The sequence below is a fragment of the Photobacterium sanguinicancri genome, assembly GCF_002265265.1.
Classification (GTDB): Bacteria; Pseudomonadota; Gammaproteobacteria; order Enterobacterales; family Vibrionaceae; genus Photobacterium; species Photobacterium sanguinicancri.
Map to the genome: position 1 here is coordinate 1 of NZ_NOIF01000076.1, position 22,005 is coordinate 22,005.

At 43.2% G+C, this 22,005-nt stretch carries 27 protein-coding genes, 2 tRNA genes and 1 riboswitch; of the genes, 22 read left to right on the forward strand and 7 right to left on the reverse strand.

The features are described from left to right. The first annotated feature begins 238 nt into the window (after window positions 1-238). The 9 genes from ybgC to ASV53_RS12750 all read left to right on the forward strand — a co-directional run bounded on the left by ybgC (window position 239) and on the right by ASV53_RS12750 (window position 7,729). A complete protein-coding gene (gene ybgC, locus ASV53_RS12710) occupies window positions 239-652 on the forward strand; it encodes a tol-pal system-associated acyl-CoA thioesterase (RefSeq protein ID WP_094957341.1) in 414 nt (137 codons plus the stop codon). Further along, window positions 642-1,331 (forward strand): protein TolQ, encoded by a 690-nt coding sequence (gene tolQ / locus ASV53_RS12715; RefSeq protein WP_062690013.1) that lies wholly within the window; start codon window positions 642-644, stop codon window positions 1,329-1,331. Before ybgC ends, tolQ begins: the two co-directional genes overlap by 11 nt. A gap of 3 nt (window positions 1,332-1,334) precedes the next feature. Continuing rightward, window positions 1,335-1,778: a protein TolR gene (gene tolR, locus ASV53_RS12720; RefSeq protein WP_062690015.1), complete on the forward strand. Its 444-nt coding sequence runs from the start codon at window positions 1,335-1,337 to the stop codon at window positions 1,776-1,778. A 14-nt stretch (window positions 1,779-1,792) separates the two neighbouring features. Continuing rightward, window positions 1,793-2,815 (forward strand): cell envelope integrity protein TolA, encoded by a 1,023-nt coding sequence (gene tolA / locus ASV53_RS12725; protein ID WP_094957342.1) that lies wholly within the window; start codon window positions 1,793-1,795, stop codon window positions 2,813-2,815. 8 nt (window positions 2,816-2,823) lie between these two features. Further along, window positions 2,824-4,173, forward strand: a complete 1,350-nt coding sequence (gene tolB / locus ASV53_RS12730) for a Tol-Pal system beta propeller repeat protein TolB (protein ID WP_189337871.1) — start codon at window positions 2,824-2,826, stop codon at window positions 4,171-4,173. Between the two features lie 32 nt (window positions 4,174-4,205). Continuing rightward, entirely contained in the window at window positions 4,206-4,733 is a 528-nt protein-coding gene (pal, locus tag ASV53_RS12735) for a peptidoglycan-associated lipoprotein Pal (RefSeq protein ID WP_094957344.1), read from the forward strand. Window positions 4,734-4,745: 12 nt separating this feature from the next. Then, complete coding sequence (gene ybgF / locus ASV53_RS12740; RefSeq protein ID WP_094957345.1) at window positions 4,746-5,498, forward strand: tol-pal system protein YbgF; 753 nt, start codon at window positions 4,746-4,748, stop codon at window positions 5,496-5,498. Between the two features lie 173 nt (window positions 5,499-5,671). Then, the gene (gene nadA / locus ASV53_RS12745) at window positions 5,672-6,733 is read left to right on the forward strand and encodes a quinolinate synthase NadA (protein WP_094957346.1); all 1,062 of its coding nucleotides are present in this window, start codon (window positions 5,672-5,674) and stop codon (window positions 6,731-6,733) included. Window positions 6,734-6,871: 138 nt separating this feature from the next. Beyond that, the gene (locus ASV53_RS12750; protein WP_094957347.1) at window positions 6,872-7,729 is read left to right on the forward strand and encodes a bile acid:sodium symporter family protein; all 858 of its coding nucleotides are present in this window, start codon (window positions 6,872-6,874) and stop codon (window positions 7,727-7,729) included. 130 nt (window positions 7,730-7,859) lie between these two features. Here ASV53_RS12750 and ASV53_RS12755 read toward each other — a convergent pair whose 3' ends face one another. After that, a complete protein-coding gene (locus tag ASV53_RS12755) occupies window positions 7,860-8,432 on the reverse strand; it encodes a UPF0149 family protein (protein ID WP_094957348.1) in 573 nt (190 codons plus the stop codon). Between the two features lie 238 nt (window positions 8,433-8,670). Here ASV53_RS12755 and ASV53_RS12760 point away from each other — a divergent pair. The 3 genes from ASV53_RS12760 (at window position 8,671) to ASV53_RS12770 (ending at window position 9,452) form a co-directional block, all read left to right on the forward strand. Next, window positions 8,671-8,758 (forward strand) — tRNA-Ser (locus tag ASV53_RS12760). A gap of 23 nt (window positions 8,759-8,781) precedes the next feature. Further along, window positions 8,782-8,871, forward strand: a tRNA-Ser gene (locus ASV53_RS12765). A gap of 350 nt (window positions 8,872-9,221) precedes the next feature. After that, the gene (locus tag ASV53_RS12770; RefSeq protein ID WP_094957349.1) at window positions 9,222-9,452 is read left to right on the forward strand and encodes a DUF6500 family protein; all 231 of its coding nucleotides are present in this window, start codon (window positions 9,222-9,224) and stop codon (window positions 9,450-9,452) included. Here the strand turns inward: ASV53_RS12770 and ASV53_RS12775 are convergent. Continuing rightward, window positions 9,439-9,945 (reverse strand): M48 metallopeptidase family protein, encoded by a 507-nt coding sequence (locus tag ASV53_RS12775; RefSeq protein WP_062688464.1) that lies wholly within the window; start codon window positions 9,943-9,945, stop codon window positions 9,439-9,441. The two genes, ASV53_RS12770 and ASV53_RS12775, sit on opposite strands and share 14 nt — an antisense overlap. A gap of 513 nt (window positions 9,946-10,458) precedes the next feature. On the opposite strand from ASV53_RS12775, the gene ASV53_RS12780 reads away from it, so the two are divergent. The 4 genes from ASV53_RS12780 (at window position 10,459) to ASV53_RS12795 (ending at window position 14,947) form a co-directional block, all read left to right on the forward strand. Continuing rightward, entirely contained in the window at window positions 10,459-10,701 is a 243-nt protein-coding gene (locus tag ASV53_RS12780; RefSeq protein WP_094957350.1) for a hypothetical protein, read from the forward strand. After that, complete coding sequence (gene uvrB, locus ASV53_RS12785; RefSeq protein ID WP_062688468.1) at window positions 10,694-12,709, forward strand: excinuclease ABC subunit UvrB; 2,016 nt, start codon at window positions 10,694-10,696, stop codon at window positions 12,707-12,709. Before ASV53_RS12780 ends, uvrB begins: the two co-directional genes overlap by 8 nt. A gap of 470 nt (window positions 12,710-13,179) precedes the next feature. Then, on the forward strand, window positions 13,180-14,577 hold the full coding sequence (luxO, locus tag ASV53_RS12790) for a quorum-sensing sigma-54 dependent transcriptional regulator LuxO (RefSeq protein WP_439126486.1): 1,398 nt from the start codon (window positions 13,180-13,182) through the stop codon (window positions 14,575-14,577). A gap of 10 nt (window positions 14,578-14,587) precedes the next feature. Continuing rightward, complete coding sequence (locus ASV53_RS12795) at window positions 14,588-14,947, forward strand: Hpt domain-containing protein (RefSeq protein WP_094957352.1); 360 nt, start codon at window positions 14,588-14,590, stop codon at window positions 14,945-14,947. On the opposite strand, the gene yvcK is transcribed toward ASV53_RS12795, so the two are convergent. The 3 genes from yvcK to ASV53_RS12810 form a co-directional block, all read right to left on the reverse strand. After that, window positions 14,909-15,808, reverse strand: a complete 900-nt coding sequence (gene yvcK, locus ASV53_RS12800; protein ID WP_094957360.1) for a uridine diphosphate-N-acetylglucosamine-binding protein YvcK — start codon at window positions 15,806-15,808, stop codon at window positions 14,909-14,911. The genes ASV53_RS12795 and yvcK overlap by 39 nt on opposite strands. A gap of 211 nt (window positions 15,809-16,019) precedes the next feature. Beyond that, window positions 16,020-16,595, reverse strand: coding sequence for an LON peptidase substrate-binding domain-containing protein (locus ASV53_RS12805; RefSeq protein WP_094957353.1), 576 nt, complete (start codon window positions 16,593-16,595; stop codon window positions 16,020-16,022). Window positions 16,596-16,763: 168 nt separating this feature from the next. Next, a complete protein-coding gene (locus ASV53_RS12810; protein WP_062688476.1) occupies window positions 16,764-16,991 on the reverse strand; it encodes a hypothetical protein in 228 nt (75 codons plus the stop codon). Window positions 16,992-17,193: 202 nt separating this feature from the next. Beyond that, a riboswitch (molybdenum cofactor riboswitch) is annotated at window positions 17,194-17,365 on the forward strand. On the opposite strand from ASV53_RS12810, the gene moaA reads away from it, so the two are divergent. From moaA to moaE, 4 genes are all read left to right on the forward strand, one after another. Then, the gene (gene moaA, locus ASV53_RS12815) at window positions 17,355-18,344 is read left to right on the forward strand and encodes a GTP 3',8-cyclase MoaA (protein ID WP_094957354.1); all 990 of its coding nucleotides are present in this window, start codon (window positions 17,355-17,357) and stop codon (window positions 18,342-18,344) included. (Overlaps the previous riboswitch by 11 nt.) A gap of 61 nt (window positions 18,345-18,405) precedes the next feature. Next, window positions 18,406-18,885, forward strand: a complete 480-nt coding sequence (gene moaC / locus ASV53_RS12820) for a cyclic pyranopterin monophosphate synthase MoaC (RefSeq protein WP_094957355.1) — start codon at window positions 18,406-18,408, stop codon at window positions 18,883-18,885. Further along, the gene (moaD, locus tag ASV53_RS12825) at window positions 18,882-19,127 is read left to right on the forward strand and encodes a molybdopterin synthase sulfur carrier subunit (protein ID WP_062688482.1); all 246 of its coding nucleotides are present in this window, start codon (window positions 18,882-18,884) and stop codon (window positions 19,125-19,127) included. Before moaC ends, moaD begins: the two co-directional genes overlap by 4 nt. A gap of 2 nt (window positions 19,128-19,129) precedes the next feature. Beyond that, window positions 19,130-19,579 (forward strand): molybdopterin synthase catalytic subunit MoaE, encoded by a 450-nt coding sequence (moaE, locus tag ASV53_RS12830; protein ID WP_094957356.1) that lies wholly within the window; start codon window positions 19,130-19,132, stop codon window positions 19,577-19,579. A gap of 4 nt (window positions 19,580-19,583) precedes the next feature. Here moaE and ASV53_RS12835 read toward each other — a convergent pair whose 3' ends face one another. Further along, a complete protein-coding gene (locus ASV53_RS12835; protein WP_094957357.1) occupies window positions 19,584-19,778 on the reverse strand; it encodes a hypothetical protein in 195 nt (64 codons plus the stop codon). A gap of 459 nt (window positions 19,779-20,237) precedes the next feature. On the opposite strand from ASV53_RS12835, the gene ASV53_RS12840 reads away from it, so the two are divergent. Continuing rightward, window positions 20,238-20,774, forward strand: coding sequence for a hypothetical protein (locus tag ASV53_RS12840; protein ID WP_094957358.1), 537 nt, complete (start codon window positions 20,238-20,240; stop codon window positions 20,772-20,774). Window positions 20,775-20,819: 45 nt separating this feature from the next. Here the strand turns inward: ASV53_RS12840 and ASV53_RS12845 are convergent, their stop codons facing one another. Next, complete coding sequence (locus ASV53_RS12845) at window positions 20,820-21,209, reverse strand: MerR family transcriptional regulator (RefSeq protein ID WP_275657099.1); 390 nt, start codon at window positions 21,207-21,209, stop codon at window positions 20,820-20,822. A 624-nt stretch (window positions 21,210-21,833) separates the two neighbouring features. Here ASV53_RS12845 and ASV53_RS25470 point away from each other — a divergent pair. Beyond that, complete coding sequence (locus tag ASV53_RS25470; RefSeq protein WP_164488541.1) at window positions 21,834-21,998, forward strand: hypothetical protein; 165 nt, start codon at window positions 21,834-21,836, stop codon at window positions 21,996-21,998. Window positions 21,999-22,005: the final 7 nt, after the last annotated feature.

The window sequence follows — 22,005 nt, forward strand, 5'->3', positions numbered from 1 at the left end:
TTTCAAGCAGAACACGGCATACGATATGTAGCTCCGTCTCGTGGGCTCGGAGTGGTGTATAAGAGACATAATTTATGCAGTAGTCATGAGGATCTTTATCGCGGTTGGCTTATTTATCAACGTACAGACCAACTTATTTACAATTCATCGTATTCTCGCATCAAATTTATGCAGCTAAATTTCATAAAACTCATTAAGTTAGGTATAGTAAACTTCACCGTTTAATATGAGAAAAACCATGGAAGCAGCCCAAGCCTTTAATTGGCCCATCACTGTTTATTATGAAGATACTGATGCGGGAGGGGTGGTTTATCATTCCAATTACCTAAAGTACTTTGAACGAGCAAGAACTGAACTCTTGCGAAATAGTGGTGTCAGTCAACAAGCACTGCTTGAACGTGATTTAGGATTTGTTGTTCGCCACCTTGCGATTGACTATATCAAAGGCGCTAAGTTGGATGATCAGCTGATTGTTCGTACAAAAATCAGCGAATTACGCCGTGCATCTATCGAATTTTGTCAGGATTTAGTTAACAATGATGGCCAAATCTTGTGTAAAGCCGTGGTTAAGGTAGCCTGTATCCACTCAAGCTCCATGAAGCCAACAGCCATTCCAGAAAATATTAAGTCGGAGATATCTAGTGACTGCTGAATTATCAATTCTAGACCTGTTTTTACAGGCCAGCCTGTTGGTAAAAATCGTAATGCTTATCCTATTAGGCATGTCGGTGGTCTCGTGGGCAATGATTATAAAACGCTCACAAGTATTATCAGAAGCAAGTTCAAAAGCGGCTCGCTTTGAAGATCGCTTCTGGTCTGCAAATGATTTGTCACAGCTATACCAAGAAGTACAAGCCCGTAAAGATAGCCTGATTGGTACAGAACAGATCTTTTACTCGGGTTTTAAAGAATTTGCACGTTTGCACCGCAGTAATGGCAAAGTGCCAGAGGCGGTAATGGAAGGGACTGGCCGTGCCATGCGTGTTTCGCTATCGCGCGAAGTCGACGGTCTAGAAACTAATTTACCTTTCCTTGCAACGGTTGGCTCAATCAGTCCGTACATTGGTTTGTTTGGTACCGTATGGGGCATCATGCATGCATTCATCGCGCTGGGTGCTGTAAAGCAAGCAACCCTGGCGATGGTAGCACCGGGTATTGCTGAAGCGCTTGTCGCAACAGCGATGGGTCTGTTTGCCGCGATCCCTGCCGTTATGTTCTATAACAAGCTGACCAACCAAGTAACGAAACTAGAGCACACTTACGCGACATTTATGGAAGAGTTCTCTAGCATTTTGCACCGCCAAGCTTTCGCTGGTAATCAGGAGCAATAAGCCATGGCTTACCAACCTAAGAAACGTAAGATGACGGCAGAAATTAATGTCGTACCTTACATCGATGTCATGTTGGTACTGCTTATCATCTTTATGGTGACAGCGCCTTTTGTTACCCAAGGGGTCGATGTTGAGTTACCCGGTACCTCTACAGCCAAAACGGTAGCCGAACTCTCTAAAGATGACAGTGGTGCGCCGATTATCATTGAAGTTGACCAGCATGGTAATTTAGGAATTAGCGTGAATAATGAAGATGTTATTCGTGGCCTTGATATGAATACCATGCTGACGCGAGTGCGTGCAGAATTACAGTTGAATCCTAAATCGACCGTATTAGTTGGTGGTGATAGTCGTGCGCAGTATGCGTATATCATCGAAACGCTAGATGCGTTAAATCGTGCGGGTGTGGCTTCGGTAGGTCTAATGACTGAACCGTTAGAGCAGTAGGAGTCATAAAGCGGATGAGAAATAATAACTACAGCACTGCTGTCATCGTTTCGTTATTACTTCATGCTTTACTACTAGTTGCGTTGCTTTGGGGAACGGATTTCTCCATGTCGAAACCAAAGCAATCTGGCAATACGATTCAAGCTGTAGTGGTTGACCCTGCTTTAGTGAATCAGCAAGCACAGCGAATTCGTCAAGAACGTGAAAGTGCAAAACAAGCTGAACGTGATCGTCTTCGTCGTTTAGAGCAACAAGCAGAAGCGTTAGAGAAACAACGTCAAGCTGAAGAAAAGCGCATACGTGAATTGAAAGCCAATAAGCTTAAAGCGGAAAAAGAAGCGCGTGTCGCGGAAAAAGAACGCAAGCGTGTTGCTGCTGAACAGCAAAAAGTAGCCGAAGAAAAACGCAAAGCTGATGCTGCCGCTAAAGTGGCGAAAGCACAAGCAGCTAAAGCGGAAGCCGAGCGTAAAGTGAAACAAGAAGCGGCGAAAAAGGCAGAACAAGAACGTGTACGTAAAGTAGAGCAGCAGCGTCAAGCAGAAGAAGCAACACGTAAAGCAGAAGAAGCACGCAAAGCGAAAGTTGCAGAGCAAAAGCGTGCAGAAGCGGCAGCCAAAAAAGCTGAAAAAGCACGAGTAGAAGCTGAACGTAAAGCCGCAGAGGCTAAAGCATTACAGCGTCAGCAAGAAGCGGCTCTTAATGATATGTTCGCCGGGCTTGAAGCAGAAACGGAACAACGTGGTGGTGCGAGAGGCCAGTTTGTGAGTGATGAAGTGGCACGATACAGTGCGATCTTTATTCAAATGATCCAGCAAAACCTTTTGGTTGATCAAAGCTTTTCGGGCAAAGAGTGCGTAATTCGCATGCGCTTGTCGGCGAATGGTTTATTGTTAGATGCAACAGAGGATGGTGGGGAAAGAACACTTTGCCGTGCTGCCAAAGCGGCGGTGGTGAAAGTGAGTCAGTTCCCAATGCCTGAAGATCCTGAAGTGATAAAGGAACTACGTGCAATCCGCCTAAGGGTAAGCCCAGAGTAAAAGGATAAATTATGAAACGTTGGATTATAGGGCTATGTCTTGCTTTCCTTGGCTTTAGCCAGTTAGCACATGCAGAGCTCGAACTTGTCATTACCGAAGGGGTTAACTCCGCTCGCCCAATTGGCGTTGTACCTTTCAAATGGGACGGTGACGGCAAATTGCCTGTAGACATTTCAAGTGTTATTGCATCTGACTTGCAGCGAAGCGGCAAATTCAGCCCAATAGCAGCCAGTAAAATGCCACAAACCCCTTATGATGAATCGCAAGTGGATTACGATGCTTGGACGTCGATGGGTGTTGATGCGCTAGTCACAGGTAAAATCAGCCAAGATGTTGATGGCAACTATGTAGTCGAATATCAACTTGTTGATGTCGTGCGCGGTCAGTTAACCAGTGGCCAAAGCCGTGGTTTGAGTGGTGGTGAGTTGGTACTCACAAGAGATCACTTATTACTGAATAACCGTTCCAAGGTTAAAGGCAAGCGCATGCGTCGTTTTGCGCATCTGGTTTCTGATTATGTTTACGAAAAGCTCACTGGTGAGCGCGGCGCATTCTTGACCCGCATAGCCTATGTGGTCATCGACGACAAAGCGAAATACCCATACCAACTTCGTGTGGCTGATTATGATGGTTTTAACGAGCGCTTAGTGCTGAAATCCCAACAGCCGCTAATGTCACCATCTTGGTCGCCAGATGGCAGCAAACTTGCGTATGTGAGCTTTGAAAATGATCAAGCGCAGATCTTCATGATGGACATCTATAAAGGTACGCGTGAAATGGTGACGTCTTTCCCACGTCATAACGGTTCGCCGCGTTTTTCACCTGACGGTAAGAAGTTAGCTATCGTACTATCTAAAAGTGGTAGCTTGCAGATCTATGTGAAAGATCTCGAAACAAAGGCACTGACTCAGATCACTCGCGGTCGTGCTAATAACACGGAAGCATTTTGGGATCCTGATGGGCAGTCTTTGGTATTTACCTCAGACAGAGGTGGTAAACCTCAGATATATCGAGTAAATTTAGCTGACGGAAAAACCCAGCGTTTGACTTGGCAGGGAAGTCAAAACCTTGGTGGTCAGCTAACACCTGATGGTCGTTACTTAGTAATGGTGCACAGATCTGATTCTGGCTACAACATTGCTAAGCAAGATCTAAAGTCTGGAGCTCTTCAAATTTTAACCAAAACATTTTTGGATGAGTCTCCAAGCATTGCACCGAATGGCGGCATGGTGATCTACAGTTCAGTGAATAATAAATCAAACGAACTGTCGTTAGTGTCGATTGACGGGCGCTTTAAAGCACGTTTACCTGCGACGAACGGGCGAGTGCGAGCACCTTCTTGGGGACCGTACCTTTAACGTTCACGTAATTAGCAAATAAGGAAAATAAAATGCAACTTAATAAAGTTTTAAAGGGGCTGGCAATTGCGCTGCCAATGATGACTCTTGCGGCTTGTAGCTCAACTGAAGGTACTGAAACTTCTGCTTCTGATACAACAAATAAAGCAGCAGAAGAAACTGTAGTAGCAACACCAGTAGAGAACACGACTCCTGTTCTTTCTGAGCAAGAACTACGCAGCCAAGAATTGCGTCAAGAGCAAACTATTTACTTCAAGTTTGATAACGCAGAAATCCAACCAGATTACCAAGCGATGCTAGAAGCACACGCAGAATACCTACGTAACAACGCAGGTCAGAACGTGATCGTTGAAGGCCACGCTGATGAGCGCGGTACACCTGAGTACAACATCGCATTGGGCGAACGTCGTGCTAACGCTGTAGCTAAATACCTACAAGCACTAGGCGTATCAGCATCTCAACTTGAAATCGTTAGCTACGGTGAAGAGAAGCCATTAGTGCTTGGTCACACTGCAGCAGATTACGCTAAGAACCGTCGTTCGGTTCTAGTGTACAAGTAATAGGTTATGACTATGAACAGTAACAAGATGCGCGTTGCCGCATTGGCGTTGCTGGTTGGTGCGGCGACCCAAGTGGTCGCCGCTCCTGCTCCCGTTACTGAGCTAAACAGTAGCAGTGCTCAGGGAAATAGCCTTGAGCGATTGGAGCGGATGCTTGAGGCAAGAAACCAAATTCAGATTGACATGCAACGTCAGCTTGAACAATTGGCTTCTGAAATGGATGAACTTCGTGGTGTTGTTGAACGTAACTCATATGATCTGAGTCAGATGTTAGAACGTCAACGTGAACTATACCGTGAAGTGGATGCACTTAGCCGCCAACCGCAAAAAGCAGCACCAGAGACAGCGGATAGCAAACCAAAATCGACAGAAACGTATACAAGTAATGTTAGCGAGAACGCTGATTACGAAAAAGCGGTAAACCTGATCTTAAAAGAAAAGGATTACAATGGCGCAGTTAAAGCGTTTGAAGGCTTTTTAGTCGCGTATCCTCAATCGGCTTATAAACCGAATGCCCATTATTGGTTGGGGCAACTTTACTTTACCAAGAATCAGCTAAAGCAAGCCGATGAGCAGTTTAAAGCTGTTGCGGATTACAGTGATTCGAACAAGCGCGCCGATGCCTTACTGAAACTCGGTGTGATTGCAGAGCGCAGTAACAATGTTGAAGAAGCGAAGAAAATGTATCAGGAAGTCGTAAAAACATACCCTGATTCCACCAGCTCTCGACAAGCGCAAGCAAGCTTGAAAAAACTCGGAAAATAAACCGTGTCAGACATCTAGAGGCCAGCACTATGCTGGCCTTTTGTTTATCTATCAGTAACTTTCGCTAGCTATCGTTAATAGCACGCTCAGTCACGGTAAGAAAAGAGGGAAAATAGCCCGGTGCTGTGTATAATGACCGAACAGTAAGGACTAGCTGATAGAGCAAGTGAGTAATGAGCTTAACATTCGATCCGTCAGAAACAATCTACCCATTTCCGCCAAAACCTGTGCCATTGAGCGACAGTGAAAAGCAGGAATACATCGCAAAAATTAAAGCCCTTCTTGAGGAAAAAGATGCGGTTTTAGTTGCCCACTATTACACCGACCCAGAAATTCAGGCCCTAGCTGAAAATACAGGTGGTTTTGTTGGCGACTCCCTCGAAATGGCCCGTTTCGGTAATCAACACCCTGCAAAAACTTTGATTATCTGTGGTGTGCGCTTTATGGGGGAATCTGCAAAAATCCTGACTCCAGAAAAGAACGTATTAATGCCGACACTCGACGCTGAGTGTTCACTTGATCTGGGCTGTCCTGCAGATAAATTTACCGAGTTTTGTGATGCTCACCCTGACCATACAGTGGTGGTGTATGCTAATACCTCTGCAGCGGTAAAAGCACGAGCTGATTGGGTGGTAACGTCAAGTATCGCCCTTGAAATCGTCGAGCATCTTGATAGCGAAGATAAGAAAATTATTTGGGGGCCAGACCGCCACTTAGGTTCATATATTGCGAATCAAACTGGCGCGGAAATGTTGCTGTGGCAAGGTGAGTGTGTTGTGCATGACGAGTTTTCAGCCAAAGCACTGCGCGACATGAAACATCTATACCCTGAAGCCGCGATTCTTGTTCATCCAGAATCCCCAGCAAGTGTGGTGGAATTAGCGGATGCTGTCGGTTCAACAAGCCAGTTGATCAAGGCAGCAAAAGAGCTGCCAAATCAGAAACTGATAGTTGCGACTGATAAAGGCATTTTCTTCAAAATGCAGCAACTTGTACCTGAGAAAGAGCTGATTGAAGCACCAACAGCTGGCTCGGGTGCAACTTGTCGTAGCTGTGCACACTGTCCGTGGATGGCAATGAATGGCCTGAAAGCGATTGAGCAAGCGCTACGCGATGGCGGTAGTGAGCATGAGATTTTTGTTGATGAAGCATTACGTGAGAAGTCACTTATCCCGTTAAATCGCATGCTGGATTTTGCTGCTGAGCTGCAATTGAAAGTAAAAGGTAACGCATAAAGAAAGTGTCACGAATCAGAGAAATAGCGATCTTAGGGTCGCTATTTTTTTTGCTATAGTCATTCCTCTGCCTGCGACTCATCGTAAATACAAACAAAGCCACTACTGATAAATAAAAATAACTGCTAAGGATACAGCATGAGCCAAATTCTACTGACAGTCGCATTGCCAATGGCACTTGCGTGGATGATGCTTTGCGTCGGCATGACACTCAGTGTCTTTGATTTTAAACGGGTATCTCAGTATCCATTTAAAGTGATTGCAGCATTGTTGGCGCAACTTATTGGGTTACCATTGCTGGCATATGCCATTATAACGTTATTGGGATTACCAGAGCCGATTGCTGTTGGCCTGTGGTTGCTAGCACTTGCGCCCGGTGGGGCGTCATCGAATGCGATTACTCACCTCAGTGGGGGAGACTCTGCACTATCTATCACTATCACCGCGATAAGCAGTGTTGTTATACCTTTTACGATGCCTCTATTATTAACCCTGTTCATGCCTGAACTTTCATTGGTTATTCCACTAAAAACGGCTATCTTGCAGTTAACCGCAGTAACGCTTTTACCTGTACTCGTTGGAATGGCATTACGTCATTACACGGATGAATCATGGTTTACCCCTTTTGCTGAAAAAGCGGGAAAGAGTGCGCTATGGGCATTGTTTTTCACCGTCATCATTACCGTATCGGCAAATACTGAAGTGTTCCATTTATTTGCATCAAAAGCGGCAGTTGCTGTCATTACGCTGTGTGTTACAGGTATGGTGATGGGGGCCTTGATTGCTCGAATCATGGGTGAAAAGTCTGCGGTTGTAAAAACATTTGCCATTGAAGTCGGCGTGCAAAATGCAGGTACTGCAATTTTTGCTGCTGTGATCTTATTGGGGCGCCCTGAGTTCGCAATTACCCCTTTGCTTTATGGAATTTTGATGAACATCCCTGCATTTGGGCTAATTTACTTTTATCGCGTGCGCCAGCGTAAGGTATTAGCGTAAAGCGTCGATCTACATACGTGTTTTGCTGATTCAAAGCACGTATAGATAGCATCAGATAATAAAAAAACGGCAGTCTCACGCGAGGCTGCCGTTTTTCGTTATAACTCTTTACGATGTAAGCTACTAGATGTTAGTTACTAGTTAAGGCATGTGCTCGTTGGGATAGGCCACATAGCATCAGAGGAACTGATTTAAATATCTCTTCAAACTGTGCAAGGCCGTCAGCACCTTCTTCTGATAGTGCTTGCATTGCATTTTCTGGATCATACAGTAGGCTGATAGACAGCAATACACCGCCTAGCAAAGCACTGTCTTCTGTATCTTCTGGCATGATGGTTTCCCAATCATCACGCGCCAATTGCCAGCCTTGTAGCAAGCCTTCAGAAAAATCGCGTGTTGCTTCTGTCACTAGCTCTTTATCATCGAGTGCACAGCCTTCAGGCCAAGACCAAGTATTTAGCAATAGTGACTCACGTGTTTCATTCCACAGGTTGATAATGGCGTTCGCATAAGATTCTAGATCTTCTTGGGTAGTAAATGGTGATACTTCCTCACCACCCCATAAGAAAGCGAGCCATTCAGCTGGGTCTAATACATGCGGTGCCGCTGCCATGGCGGTAACAAAACCGCGTGTTTGTGCTTCTGGTAGCAATTGTTCCGCTAGTTCTGGATTTTCGAGGATCACACTTAATTGTGAAGACATAATTCACTCTCAATAGTTAGTAGATAGCGGATACTATCGCCGCACCTTCTTTATATATGTTTCATTGTATCAGTAGCCCTAAATGCTATCAGCAGTAATACCATCATAAATTCATTAATATAGCGCTATTGTTGTAATTTTGAACGTTCAATAAGTTAATCGATATTTTTCATTGACCCGATAAAGGCTTAGCACTATAGTAGCCGTCCTGTTGAGCGACAAGCTTAATAGACAATGTGGTGAGGTGTCCGAGTGGCTGAAGGAGCACGCCTGGAAAGCGTGTATACGGCAACGTATCGAGGGTTCGAATCCCTCCCTCACCGCCATCATCTTTAAGGTGATAAAATTCGGAGAGATGGCTGAGTGGTCGAAAGCACCGGTCTTGAAAACCGGCGGCGGTTTATCCCGTCCTAGGGTTCAAATCCCTATCTCTCCGCCACATTCAAGAAAACCGCTGAAATTTCAGCGGTTTTTTTTCGCCTATATTTTGTGATTAGAGATAGGGCTGCGGAATTGCTGAGCTTTTTCGTATGCGTTGAAAGTAGTGAAAGGGATTTGTGCCAAATCCGATAGACCAAAAGCGCTCCGCCATATTAAAGAAAACCGCTGAAAATTCAGCGGTTTTTTTTCGCCTGTATATTGTGTAATCGATAATGCTTAACGGAATTTATGTGTCTATTCGCTTAATTAGTGACATGTGTATTTATACAGCCTGTGTAAATAGTCAGTATTCTGTGGACGTTTAAATAATGAAGCGGTAGGATAATGCGCGTGATAAGGAGGAACAGCATGAGAGCGTTATTGAGAGATAAAATACTTCAGGTTTGCTATAAGAAAATTGAGCAAAAAGGCGATAACGTTGGTGTGTCGTTTTACGCTTTTTTTGCCAACAAAAACGATAATTCTGCTTTATTAATGGAAGTGGCGACATGGTGGATAGAGACACACCAGCTCGATCACTTTGAGAAAGCAAAGAAAATCATCGAGCTAGTTAAAAAAGAAGAACTTAGTTGTAAATAGATCCAAAGGTATCTAGCTGAGTTAGGTATAAGCGCATATCAAACTCAAGCTGGTGATAGTTTGGTTCCATATGACAGCAAAGTTGATAAAAGGCCTTGTTGTGTTCTTTCTCTCGTAAGTGTGCAAGCTCGTGCACCACGATCATTCGAAGAAAGTCTTCTGGGGCTGATTTGAAAATTGCCGCAATACGTATTTCGTGTTTTGCTTTTAACTTGCCGCCTTGAACTCGAGATATAAAGGTATGTAGACCTAATGCATGGTGAATGACATTGATTTTATTATCAAAGGCTACTTTGCTGATCGGCGCTGATTTTTTTAGGTACTGATTTTTAATGCCTACCACGTAATCGTAAAGTGCTTTTTCAGTTGTGACAGCATGTGGAGTAGGGTATTTCTTCAGTAGCAGCTTAGCGAGTTGCTCTTTCTCAATTAGCTGGTGGACCTGTTCTGTTAAGTGAGCAGGGTAGCCTTGTAGATACTTCAATGTTTGCATGTGATTTATGAACTAAGAATATATAGCCGAATAGTAACGGTAACTTTTCATTGGTGCAATTTAGCGTGCTAATAATTGCAACTTGATTGTTTTTTGCTCACAGTGTTTCAGAGTAGAGCAATCCTATTTCAATGCTTTATGCCGTGATCAAAGTGTCAAAAAAAAATCTTGATTTCCGCGAGGCCAGATGTAGCAAGGGTTTACATGACTTACCCACAAAAACTGTGGATAAGTGTGTTGATGGATGTTTAGGAAGTCGGAAAAAGCGCGCGTTTGTTTCGGTTAGGTTGTTTTTTGTACGATCTTGAATGGGGCTCTAATCCGCTGATATCACTTATGATAGAGGAATCAACCTGGTTTTTAATTCACAGTTTAGTGAGTATGAGCTAGCAGGAAAAATATTGAAAAGATATGTGTGAATTGATTTACATCAAAAGTTGAATAAACTGTGGATTAATAACGTTATCTCACAAATTATCAGGATAAAATTTGTGACTCATTAGTGGATGACTAATGATGATTGTACTACTTGGGGAAGGCACTTTATCTGATGAGTTTCATCGTCAGGGGCGAGAAATTTACGCGATCAGCAATATAAAGTCAATCCTTCAAGTATGCTTATTTTTATGTGTAATTAGTTGCGTTACAGCCATGCAGGAAACTGAGCCGAGTATTGGCCTTCAATACATTGACTTCGATAGCCTAGCACGGACAATGTCTTTCATTAATTTACGTTCGAGTAGTCTAGATGAGTAAACTGTTTAAGCTTTCGTCACCCTTTTCACCTGCGGGTGATCAACCAACGGCTATCAATCAATTATTGGACGGACTTGACTCTGGTCTTGCTCATCAAACGTTACTCGGGGTTACAGGTTCTGGTAAAACTTTCACTATCGCGAATGTTATCGCCGAAACTAATCGACCAACGTTGATTTTGGCGCCGAACAAAACTCTTGCCGCCCAGCTCTACGGTGAAATGAAAGAGTTCTTCCCTGAAAATGCGGTTGAGTATTTTGTTTCGTATTACGATTATTATCAACCAGAAGCCTACGTACCCACGACGGATACTTTTATTGAAAAAGATGCCTCAGTAAATGCGCACATTGAGCAGATGCGTTTATCTGCAACAAAAGCGTTATTGGAGCGTCGTGATGTTGTCATTATTGCGTCTGTATCTGCTATTTATGGTCTGGGTGATCCAGATTCTTACTTAAAAATGATGCTACATGTTCGTCGTGGTGATGTGCTGGATCAGCGTGAGGTGTTAACTCGATTAGCTGAGCTGCAATATAAGCGTAATGATATGGCGTTTGAGCGCGGAACTTTCCGTGTCCGTGGTGAAGTGATTGATGTTTTTCCAGCAGAATCTGAGAAAGATGCCATCCGAATCGAACTCTTTGATGATGAAGTGGACTGTATTAGCTCTTTCGACCCTCTCACGGGAGCGATCATTCAACGCGACCTGCCGCGCTGTACTATTTACCCTAAAACGCACTACGTGACGCCACGTGAGCGTATTCTTGAAGCGATTGAAAGTATAAAAGTAGAGTTAGTTGATCGTCGCAAGCAGTTGACTGAAAACAATAAACTCGTAGAAGAGCAGCGCATTTCTCAGCGGACACAATTTGATATTGAAATGATGAACGAGCTAGGCTTTTGTTCTGGTATTGAAAACTATTCACGCTACTTGAGTGGTCGAGCAGAAGGCGAGCCACCTCCAACTTTGTTTGATTATTTACCAGGTGATGGCTTGTTAATCATTGATGAGTCACACGTCACTGTCTCTCAAATTGGAGCCATGTATCGAGGCGATCGATCGCGTAAAGAGAACTTAGTGGAATACGGTTTCCGTTTACCCTCGGCGCTAGATAATCGCCCGATGAAATTTGATGAGTTTGAGGCACTAGCACCGCAGACTATTTACGTGTCGGCAACCCCCGGTAATTATGAACTTGAGAAGTGTGATTCAGATATCGCAGAGCAAGTTGTACGACCTACAGGCTTACTCGATCCTGAAATTGAAGTTCGACCTGTCACCACACAGGTGGATGATCTACTTTCTGAAATTCGGCTTCGTGAAGTAAAAGGGGAACGTGTGCTGGTCACCACCCTAACTAAGCGAATGGCAGAAGATCTGACCGAGTACTTAGCAGAGCATGGTGTAAAAGTGCGTTACTTACACTCAGATATTGATACCGTCGAGCGGGTTGAAATTATTCGCGATCTTCGATTGGGTGAATTTGATGTGCTGGTAGGGATAAACCTATTACGCGAAGGGCTTGATATACCTGAGGTGTCGCTAGTCGCGATATTAGATGCTGATAAAGAAGGCTTTTTACGCTCAGAGCGGTCATTGATTCAGACTATGGGCCGTGCAGCACGTAACTTAGAAGGTAAAGCGATCTTATATGCTGATCGTATTACGGGTTCAATGGAACGGGCGATGGGAGAAACAAACCGCCGCCGTGAAAAGCAGAAAATCTATAATGAAAAAAATGGCATAGTACCGAAAGCATTAAACAAAAAAGTGGGCGATATTCTTGAACTTGGTAAAAGCAAAACGGCGAATAAAGCGGCTAAATTGCATCAAGTGGCGGAGCAAAAAGGGAACTATTCCTCGTTATCTCCTCAAGAGTTGGATGCTAAAATTAAAGTACTCGAGACTGAAATGTACGATTATGCTCAGAACTTAGAGTTTGAAAAAGCTGCTGAAACACGTGATAAAATTCACACATTACGTCAGCAGTTTATTGCTAACAGCTAACAGCTACAAATTCGCTCGCAAATAGCAACTATTAGCGGGCTTTATTGTTTTACCCACAACAGTAGCTACACACGTATCAATACCTTTCTACCAGCACTTCCTAAATAGCAGGCAAAAAAAAGCCAACCGTAATGAATTCGGTTGGCGTCATTGTTTTAGTGAAAGTATTCACAAACAACGTCAGTTGGCTAGGTTGACTCATACGAGTCACTTTATCTATTGCAGTCTTTGTGCCAACTTTTTTGTGGACGTATAAATGTACTTTTTTCAGGGTCTTTGTAATGTTTTTAGCCTAATTTTATTCTACACTGTGAAAGAAATTTGCATTTTGCGAACCGAATTGCAAACTGAAATGAGAATAATAGAAAGCAAAAAATTAATAGCCATTGTTTTTAGGTTTTGATTACACTTAATTTAAGGATGTTTAGGAGGTCGCAATGGAAAGCAAAAGTAAACAGCGTCAGGTGCTTATGGTAGAAGATACAGCATCGGTTGCTGCGCTGTATAAATCATACCTTAATCCACTAGGCCTTCAGGTTGATATTGTCGGTACAGGGCAGGAAGCGCTGGACATGATCGCATTAGCGGTGCCGGATCTTATTTTGCTCGATCTTCGCTTACCTGATATGACGGGTATGGCAGTACTTGAGTCGGTACGGCGTGATTATGGCAATGTTCCAGTGGTGATCATGACCGCTCATGGTTCAATTGATGTCGCCGTAGAAGCGATGCGTTATGGCGCGCAAGATTTTTTGATTAAGCCATGTGAAGCCGATCGACTACGTATCACGGTGAACAATGCACTTAAGCAAGAGCAAAAAACAAGTAAAAGCACCGAGTCTAAGCAGGGGGGCGCGCAGTACCAAGGTTTTATTGGCAATAGTTTACCGATGCAAGCAGTCTACCGAGTGATTGAGTCTGCGGCTTCAAGTAAAGCGACGGTTTTTATTACCGGTGAAAGTGGTACAGGTAAAGAAGTCTGCGCTGAGGCTGTTCATGCGGCCAGTCCACGTAATGACAAGCCGTTTATTGCCTTAAATTGTGCCGCTATTCCGAAAGAGCTTATTGAAAGTGAATTGTTTGGGCATATGAAAGGGGCATTTACAGGGGCCTCTACCGAACGACAAGGTGCTGTTGAGCTTGCACATAAAGGGACTCTCTTCCTCGATGAGCTATGTGAAATGGATCTGGACTTACAAAGTAAGCTACTTCGCTTCATTCAAACGGGGACGTATCAAAAAGTGGGGTCGTCCAAGACGCAGGTGGTCGATGTTCGTTTTGTTTGTGCAACTAACCGAGATCCTTGGATGGAAGTACAAGAAGGGCGTTTTCGTGAGGATTTATACTATCGTCTTCATGTTATTCCCGTGACGTTACCGCCATTACGTGAACGGGGCGATGATGTTATAGAGATTGCGCATGCTTTGTTGGCTTTGATGTCGTTAGAAGAAACTAAAAACTTCAGTCGCTTTGAAGATCAAGTGATTAATTTTTTCAATCAATACAATTGGCCGGGTAATGTTCGTGAACTACAGAATGTTATTCGTAATATTGTCGTGCTTAATGACAGCGATGAAGTGTCATTAGCGATGTTACCACCTCAGCTTAAATTGAGAAATGGCGTTGAAATTGCATCAGAGCAAGAAGCCGTTTCGCCAACACCGATGGCGAAACAACAATTAATGCCTGTGGGTGGTGATGAGCGGCAAATTATAGAACCACTATGGATTGTCGAAAAAAGGGCAATTGAAACTGCCATTGATGCCTGCAACGGCAATATCCCACGCGCAGCGGGTTTACTGGAAGTAAGTCCATCTACCATTTATCGAAAATTACAAACCTGGCAAGAAGTCGCGGGTAGTAAATAGGGAGCGAGTTATGGCGACAGCAATTAATGCAGATACAATTAAGCGACTAGCTGATGAAGTTGGTCATGAAACAGTCTCGCTCTTATTTAATGTGTTCAGTGACGAACTGCACCAATATTTACATCAACTTTCAGATCAACCGTCTGTAAATCAAGTAGGTGAAATTAGCCATGCCATAAAAAGCAGCGCTGCAAGTTTTGGGGCGGATGAATTAGCGGCAATGGCACAAGAATGTGAATCACGCGTCAAGCAAGGTCAAGATGAATGGATGACAAACCATTTGCCTGAATTCAGACAAATGGTGCAAGGTATGGCAAAAGAGTATAAAGCCTTAGCGGCTGACGACCAGTTTATCGATCGCATTCTTTAGTTTTGTGCGGTCATGTCGCCAATTATGGTTGCTGGCCGCAAGATCTTCCACAAACTGTTCATAGCGTGGTGGAATGTTTGATAGGTTGGTTTCTGTGATAATACCATCAACATAACGACCACCCATTGCACGTTCGCACCAGTGCAGCATCGTTTCTAGGCTCATCATTCCTGCTGGGCCTTTTTCATTATCTAAGTTTGTAATAAAGATAATACGCGCAGAAGAGGCTTTAAGACCTGCTGCAATTTCTTTTAGCAGTAATGGCGGCATAACACTGGTTAAAAAGCTACCAGGGCCAAGTAATATAAGGTCGGCATCTTCTATGGCTAGAACCGCTTCCTTTGTGGCGGGTACCGCTGGCTCAACATATAAACGTTGAGGCACTTCACTCAATTCATCTACGCTGGTTTCACCATGGATAATTTCCCCCGTTGGTGTCATGGCTGATAAATCCGCAGGGTGCTCTGTCATTGGCACAATATGCGTTTCAACTTTTAGCATGTCACGAATAAGATTGATGGCATCTAAAGGGCGAATACTCATGTTATCTAATGCTGTTAGCATCAAGTTACCTAAGTTATGACCACTTAGCTCCCCCGTTCCTTTGAAGCGATATTCAAAAATCATTGAGCCGACTGACGGCTCGGTGATCAATTGATTGATACAATTACGGGTATCACCCCATGCAATACCACCCTGACAAGCACGGATCCTGCCAGTAGAGCCGCCATTATCTGTGGTAGTAACAATACCAGTGACCTGAGAACCATAGTCTGACAACGCAGATAGCATACGGCCTAAACCATGGCCGCCACCAATGGCAACGATCTTAGTCGAATTTTTAGATGTGGAATTTGTCATATTGTTGCAGTTAATTGTGATCATAGACGTAAATCAGTGTACCTAATCCATCTACAGAATACACGCTGCTGTTTTCAATATGACAGTGCTGTCACTTTATGTGTTATTGGACGGATAAAAAAGTACAAAAAAATACCCCCATGAAGGGGGCTAGCAGAAAGGAAATTGGCAGTCGTTATAGAGCAGTAATCGCTGGTGGAGCCAAAGTAGGCTAATGTGGTTCTAGCATCATGCTCATGAGATAATCACAAGTATCTAAGCAATTAGGCGTATTGATCAATGCTTGTTTCTCTTGCGCCGGTACGGGCAATATTTCTAACCAGCGCTGACAGAGCCAGCTCAAGTTATTAAATTCTTTGTGTTGATGAAGACCTGCAAGTTCAGGGTATTTTTCAAACATGATTTGCAGTTTGTCCGCCAGCAGCTGTTGGTCATTCGCTATTTCAGTTTCAGGCCATTGTGGTAAAGACTTAAAGTCTGCAAAAATTGCCCCATCTTCATCATGCTGTTCAAGTGATTTTATACAGAAGTTTTCATGTGCATATAAGGTTGCGATTAAAGCGCCGTCGTTTTTGGATGTGTCAAAATCTTCCACGGTTACTCGCGTACCAATTTGGGTGTAATGCGATGAGTTATTGTCGTCAATCATACAAACACCAAAACCAATATCAGAGGTAAGAGCGTGCTTAAAGGCTTCCATTTGCGATCCTGGAGCAACCCTCATTGGCATCTTCCCTTTAGGTAACACGTGACGTTTTTGGAATAATACTGGGATTAAATTAGCCATTGTCTGCTCCATTTTTGTTATTGATTCTAGATATTAAAGACAATGCATAAGTGATGCCGAAACTGCCAAAGGCTACATATATGTTGTTAGCTGTTATTTAGCGCATAAAAATCCCTTTCTATTCTCAACTTGCAATCGCAATTTACGAAAACCTATGCAAAATGCGAATTACTTAGTGTTGCAGATAGTTCGCATCGCACTATCACTGGGTAACAGCTCAAGGTGTCCAAGTTCATCAAAGTACCACCCCTTGATAAGGCCTTTCTCCATCATGTCATTAAAGTTGTCGATGACGCCTTGTGCCTCGCGATAAGCGGCTTGTGGCTCTATGCCATCTTCACGTTGCAAGTAGAGTGCTATGTCGTCCAGTGTTGCGGACTCAATAATATTGACCATAATAACCTCACATTTATTAAGAAAATTTACCGATATTCACTTTAGTAGTATTGTCGTGAATCACCATGAAAGGTAGAATGCAGCACGTTTTTTTCATTGATTTTGTCAATAATTCAAAATCTCTGGTACTTTTAATAATAAGATTTAGCCGTTATCGCTCATTGTCGAAGCCCATTTTTGGTGTTTGTTCTTCACTCTGCGATAGCAGCCATAGCTCCGAGCCTTGATTGCTAAGTTGCTATTTGTTCGATGGATATCTTTATCTCTACGAACTGAATGCGATAAGTGATCAATGCCAGTGACTGATTGTCACCAGGGTCGTTTTAGAAATGGAACGGCCTCCCGTATTTGGAAAGGTGTCCAATGGCAATACAATTTGAAGATAGTTTTCAGCGTAAATTTTATTATTTACGCCTTTCTGTTACCGATGTGTGTAACTTTAAATGTACTTATTGCCTGCCTGACGGTTACCGTCCGGAAGGTCATAAGAAACCCTCATTTCTAACGCTTGATGAAATCGAGCGTGTCACTGGCGCGTTTGCACAGTGTGGTACAAGTAAAGTCCGAATTACAGGTGGTGAACCCAGTTTACGCCGTGATTTCACCGACATTATTCGTACTGTTGCTGATCAGCCTGGTATTACCAAAGTCGCTACTACGACTAACGGTTACCGCATGGCTAAGCATGTGCATGAATGGCGCGAAGCTGGCTTAACCAACATTAATGTCAGTGTTGATAGTCTTGACCCTAAAATGTTCTACCAGATCACTGGCGAGAATATGTTTAATCAGGTGATGGAAGGGATCGACGCTGCCTTTGATGCGGGTTTTGAGCAAGTGAAAATCAATACCGTTTTGCTTAAAGATCTTAACTCACAAGAGTTGCCTAAATTTCTTGATTGGATTAAAACACGTCCAATTCAATTGCGCTTTATTGAGTTAATGCAAACCGGTGAGATGGACAATTTGTTCAAGAAACACCATGTCTCAGGGGTAAGTATTCGTAATCACCTGATTGCGAATGGCTGGATTTTGAAACTCAAAAGCAGCAATGATGGCCCCGCTCAGGTTTTTTGTCATCCAGACTACATGGGTGAGATTGGCCTCATCATGCCGTACGAAAAAGACTTTTGCCAAAGTTGTAATCGTCTGCGTGTTTCTGCAAAAGGTAAGCTTCACCTTTGTCTATTTGGTGACCAAGGTATCGAATTACGTGATTTACTAGAGCAAAACGAGCAACGTGATGCTTTAATTGCCCGCATTCAAGGCGGTTTGCAACAAAAATCAGTAAGTCACTTTTTGCAAGACGGAAACACGGGTATGACCCCACACCTAGCCTCTATTGGCGGTTAATTCTATCGCAGAGTAGGCGCATGCTTACTCTGTGCGAACATCATTCTGAGAACTCAAAAACATGACCCAATTTACCCACATCAATGCTTCTGGCGAAGCGAACATGGTGGATGTTTCTGCGAAAACTGACACTGTCCGTGAAGCGCGCGCTGAAGCTTTTGTTCATATGGCTCCTGAAACGTTAGCACTCATTGTCTCTGGCGATCACCATAAAGGTGATGTTTTCGCAACAGCACGTATTGCGGGCATTCAAGCCGCTAAGAAAACATGGGATTTGATCCCTCTTTGCCATCCATTGCTGCTTTCTAAAGTTGAAGTGCAGTTAGAAGCCATTGAAGCTGAAAGCAAAGTACGCATTGAATCTTGCTGTAAATTGGCAGGTAAAACAGGTGTTGAAATGGAAGCACTGACTGCAGCATCTGTTGCGGCGTTGACTATCTATGACATGTGTAAAGCTGTTCAGAAAGACATGGTGATAGATCAAGTCCGTCTACTTGAGAAGACGGGTGGTAAATCAGGTCATTTTAAGGTGGAAGTATGATTAACGTCCTTTTCTTTGCCCAAGTAAAAGAGCTTGTGGGTACAGACAAACTTGAGATTGCTGCTGAATTTACAACGGCTGATGCACTACGCGAACATTTAGCACAACGCGGTGATAAGTGGGAATTAGCTTTAGAGAAAGGCAAATTGCTCGTTGCTGTTAACCAAACCATTTGTGCGTTAGATAGCGCGATTACTGATGGTGACGAAGTGGCTTTCTTCCCACCTGTAACTGGGGGTTAAGAATGATCTCAGTACAAGAAGCAGATTTCTCTGTTGCTGAAGAATACGAGCGCTTAGCACAAGGTACCAGTGCTGGCGCTGTTGTCACTTTCATTGGTAAAGTGCGTGATTTTAACCAAGGTGACGATGTTACTGGATTATCGCTTGAGCATTACCCTGGCATGACGGAAAAGTCGCTAGAGAAAATTGTTGAGCAAGCGAATGCGCGCTGGCCATTAATTGCTACACGTGTCATTCACCGTGTAGGCGATTTAGAGCTGGGCGATCAAATTGTGTTTGTTGGCGTATCAAGTGCACACCGTGGCGCTGCTTTTCAGGCATGTGAGTTCATTATGGATTACTTGAAAACACAAGCGCCGTTTTGGAAGAAAGAGCGTACAGCGGAAGCAACTCGTTGGGTTGATGCGCGTGATACCGACACAAGCGCTGCAGATCGCTGGAATCAAGATTAACCGATTATTTAGCGATAAAGTGAGTATTGAGAGAAAGGAGCTTATTAGCTCCTTTTTTTATGGCTTCATTTCCTGTCCTGTCCTGTCCTGTCCTGTCCTGTCCTGTCCTGTCCTGTCCTGTGTGCCAACCTTTAAGCGCATTGATCTGTTCAAATAATATGTGGTCGTGAAACGGCAGATGTATATCAATCCTACCCATTATCAAATCCTTCTTGTTAGTTTAATCCTATGCCTATTTCTACCTGTTTTCTTAGGCAATATTTTGTTTGGCTCATCAATTGAATTGATATTCTTGAATGCTATTTTGACTACATTTTCATTTGTTGCTTTTTCTAATGAAAGGCGTGAAAACTGTTATTTAGATAAGCATTCATTTCTTTTTTTAGCTGCTTATGAATATAAAAGACACTTTTTGCTAATTTATTACGCTTGTTTTAGCTTGGTCTTTAAGTTTGAATCCCTTTAATTCAGGGGGCTTTGAGTGGTGAATAGGGAGTGTGAATAATCTTTCTTGTATATTCGGGTTTTGTTTCATAAAACACTGTGCTATGTTCAATTTAACAGCATAAATAACCTGTATATGTGAATGGTTATATTTTATTTGAGTGTGTTAAATGTGTTACGCGATTAAGTATCATGCAATAGAAGGAGAGACATTATGATCAGGAGCGATCGCTTACTCTACGACATTGCCCCAGAAGGCTTTGGTGAACGTCATTGTGAATCTTGGGATACTTGGCGGGTGCGAGCACATACCATGTTGCCGCAGTTTCCTGATGAAGTATTAGAGCAGTGGCTTTATCGCCATTGGAAAGGGGTACTGTGCAATTGGGGATGGCTAGACTTCAGTGCGATGAATTTTACGAAACAGTCGTGGAGCAGTGATAAGATCTTATCTGAGATCTGTACACCACATGATGATGTGATTGACAAGCTATCTCGTCGTATGAGCAACCCTATTTTTCAGCGCAGTTGGCTTGTACAAAACATGCAAGACACTGGTACCTGGCCTGTAGCACCGATTGTACTTGAGTATGAGCGTGATTTGTACGCCACCAATGGCCGTGTACTAAAAGCGCCATTTAATTTACTGGAAGGTCATCACCGCTTTGCTTACTTAAAGAACTTGTCTGAGAATCATGAGTTCATCCAAGATAAGCATGAAATATGGGTCGCTAAGATCCCAGTACATTAAAGTATTACGCTAGTAGTTAAATTTACACTATATAGAGAGGGTCGATTAATCGGCCTTCTTTTTTTTTCGCCTAGCAAGCTCAAGGTAGCATCGTTGCTCTGCTGCTGCTAGTTCAAGTTGCACGGCTTGTAAGTCGGTTTGTTGTTGTGTAAGGGTACGTTGGCGTTGCTGCAAGGTGTATAGCGTTCTACTGAGGTGCTTTTCATCAGCATTCTCGGTATCGTATAGTTCAAATAACTCACGCATCTCACTTAAGCTAAAGCCAACCCGTTTTCCGCGTAAGGTTAACTTTAACCTTGCTCTGTCTTGACGAGAAAAAATACGCTGTTGGCCCTGACGAGCGGGGGAGAGTAAGCCTTGATCTTCGTAGAAACGTATACTGCGCGGTGTGATATCAAACTCAGAGGATAGTTCTGAAATTGAAAATGTTTTTATAATGTCTTTCGTTTTTTCCATCGTGGAAAATACCCTTCAGTTAATCATCCTTATTAACTATCTTAGATCTACGTATTTCCGCTCTGTAATGCAATACCTTATTTATTCGCTACCTGATGTCGGTAGCTCGATTACATGTACGCTCTGGCTGCGTGGTTCATTAGTATGCTGCGCACAAAAAATAGCCCCTGACATTCAGGGGCTACGAGGTTGTGCTGTATGTGTTAACGAGTAACTTATTTAGCACTGTTTGCTTCGTCTTTCGCTTTATGCGCTGGTGGCACGTAGCCATGACGAACACGGGAAGGACTTGGGCGTGAGAAACAACCAGCTGGTCTCATATGTAAACTCTCGACTTCTACTTACGGAACGGGAACGGAATGAGAAAAAGCATAAAAAGCCAGGAAAAACTCTTAATGCAACTCTCATTTTTGATAGTAGCGTCATTGAGTGGTTGTAGGTACTTGAATTCTTCGTAAAAACAGCGATGTGAAAAGTTAATCTATTGGTTGTTTTTTTATGCTTTTTTGTTATTAAAAGTGAGCTGAGACACGCACAAATTGTGCCATGCTTATTAGTGCTAAACAGAAATACGTTTGGCACTGTTTAACATTGGAGGGTTGAATGAAACATAGACGTGTATCAAACAAACGCATGAAGCAATTGTTGGCTGAAGTGGGTATTGGTCAAGATAACCATGAAAATGAAGAACAAGCATTGCTAGAGAAAAAACAGCAATCGGTTAATCCAGACAAACAACTAATTAACATTGATAGTCAAAATAAATAGAATTGAG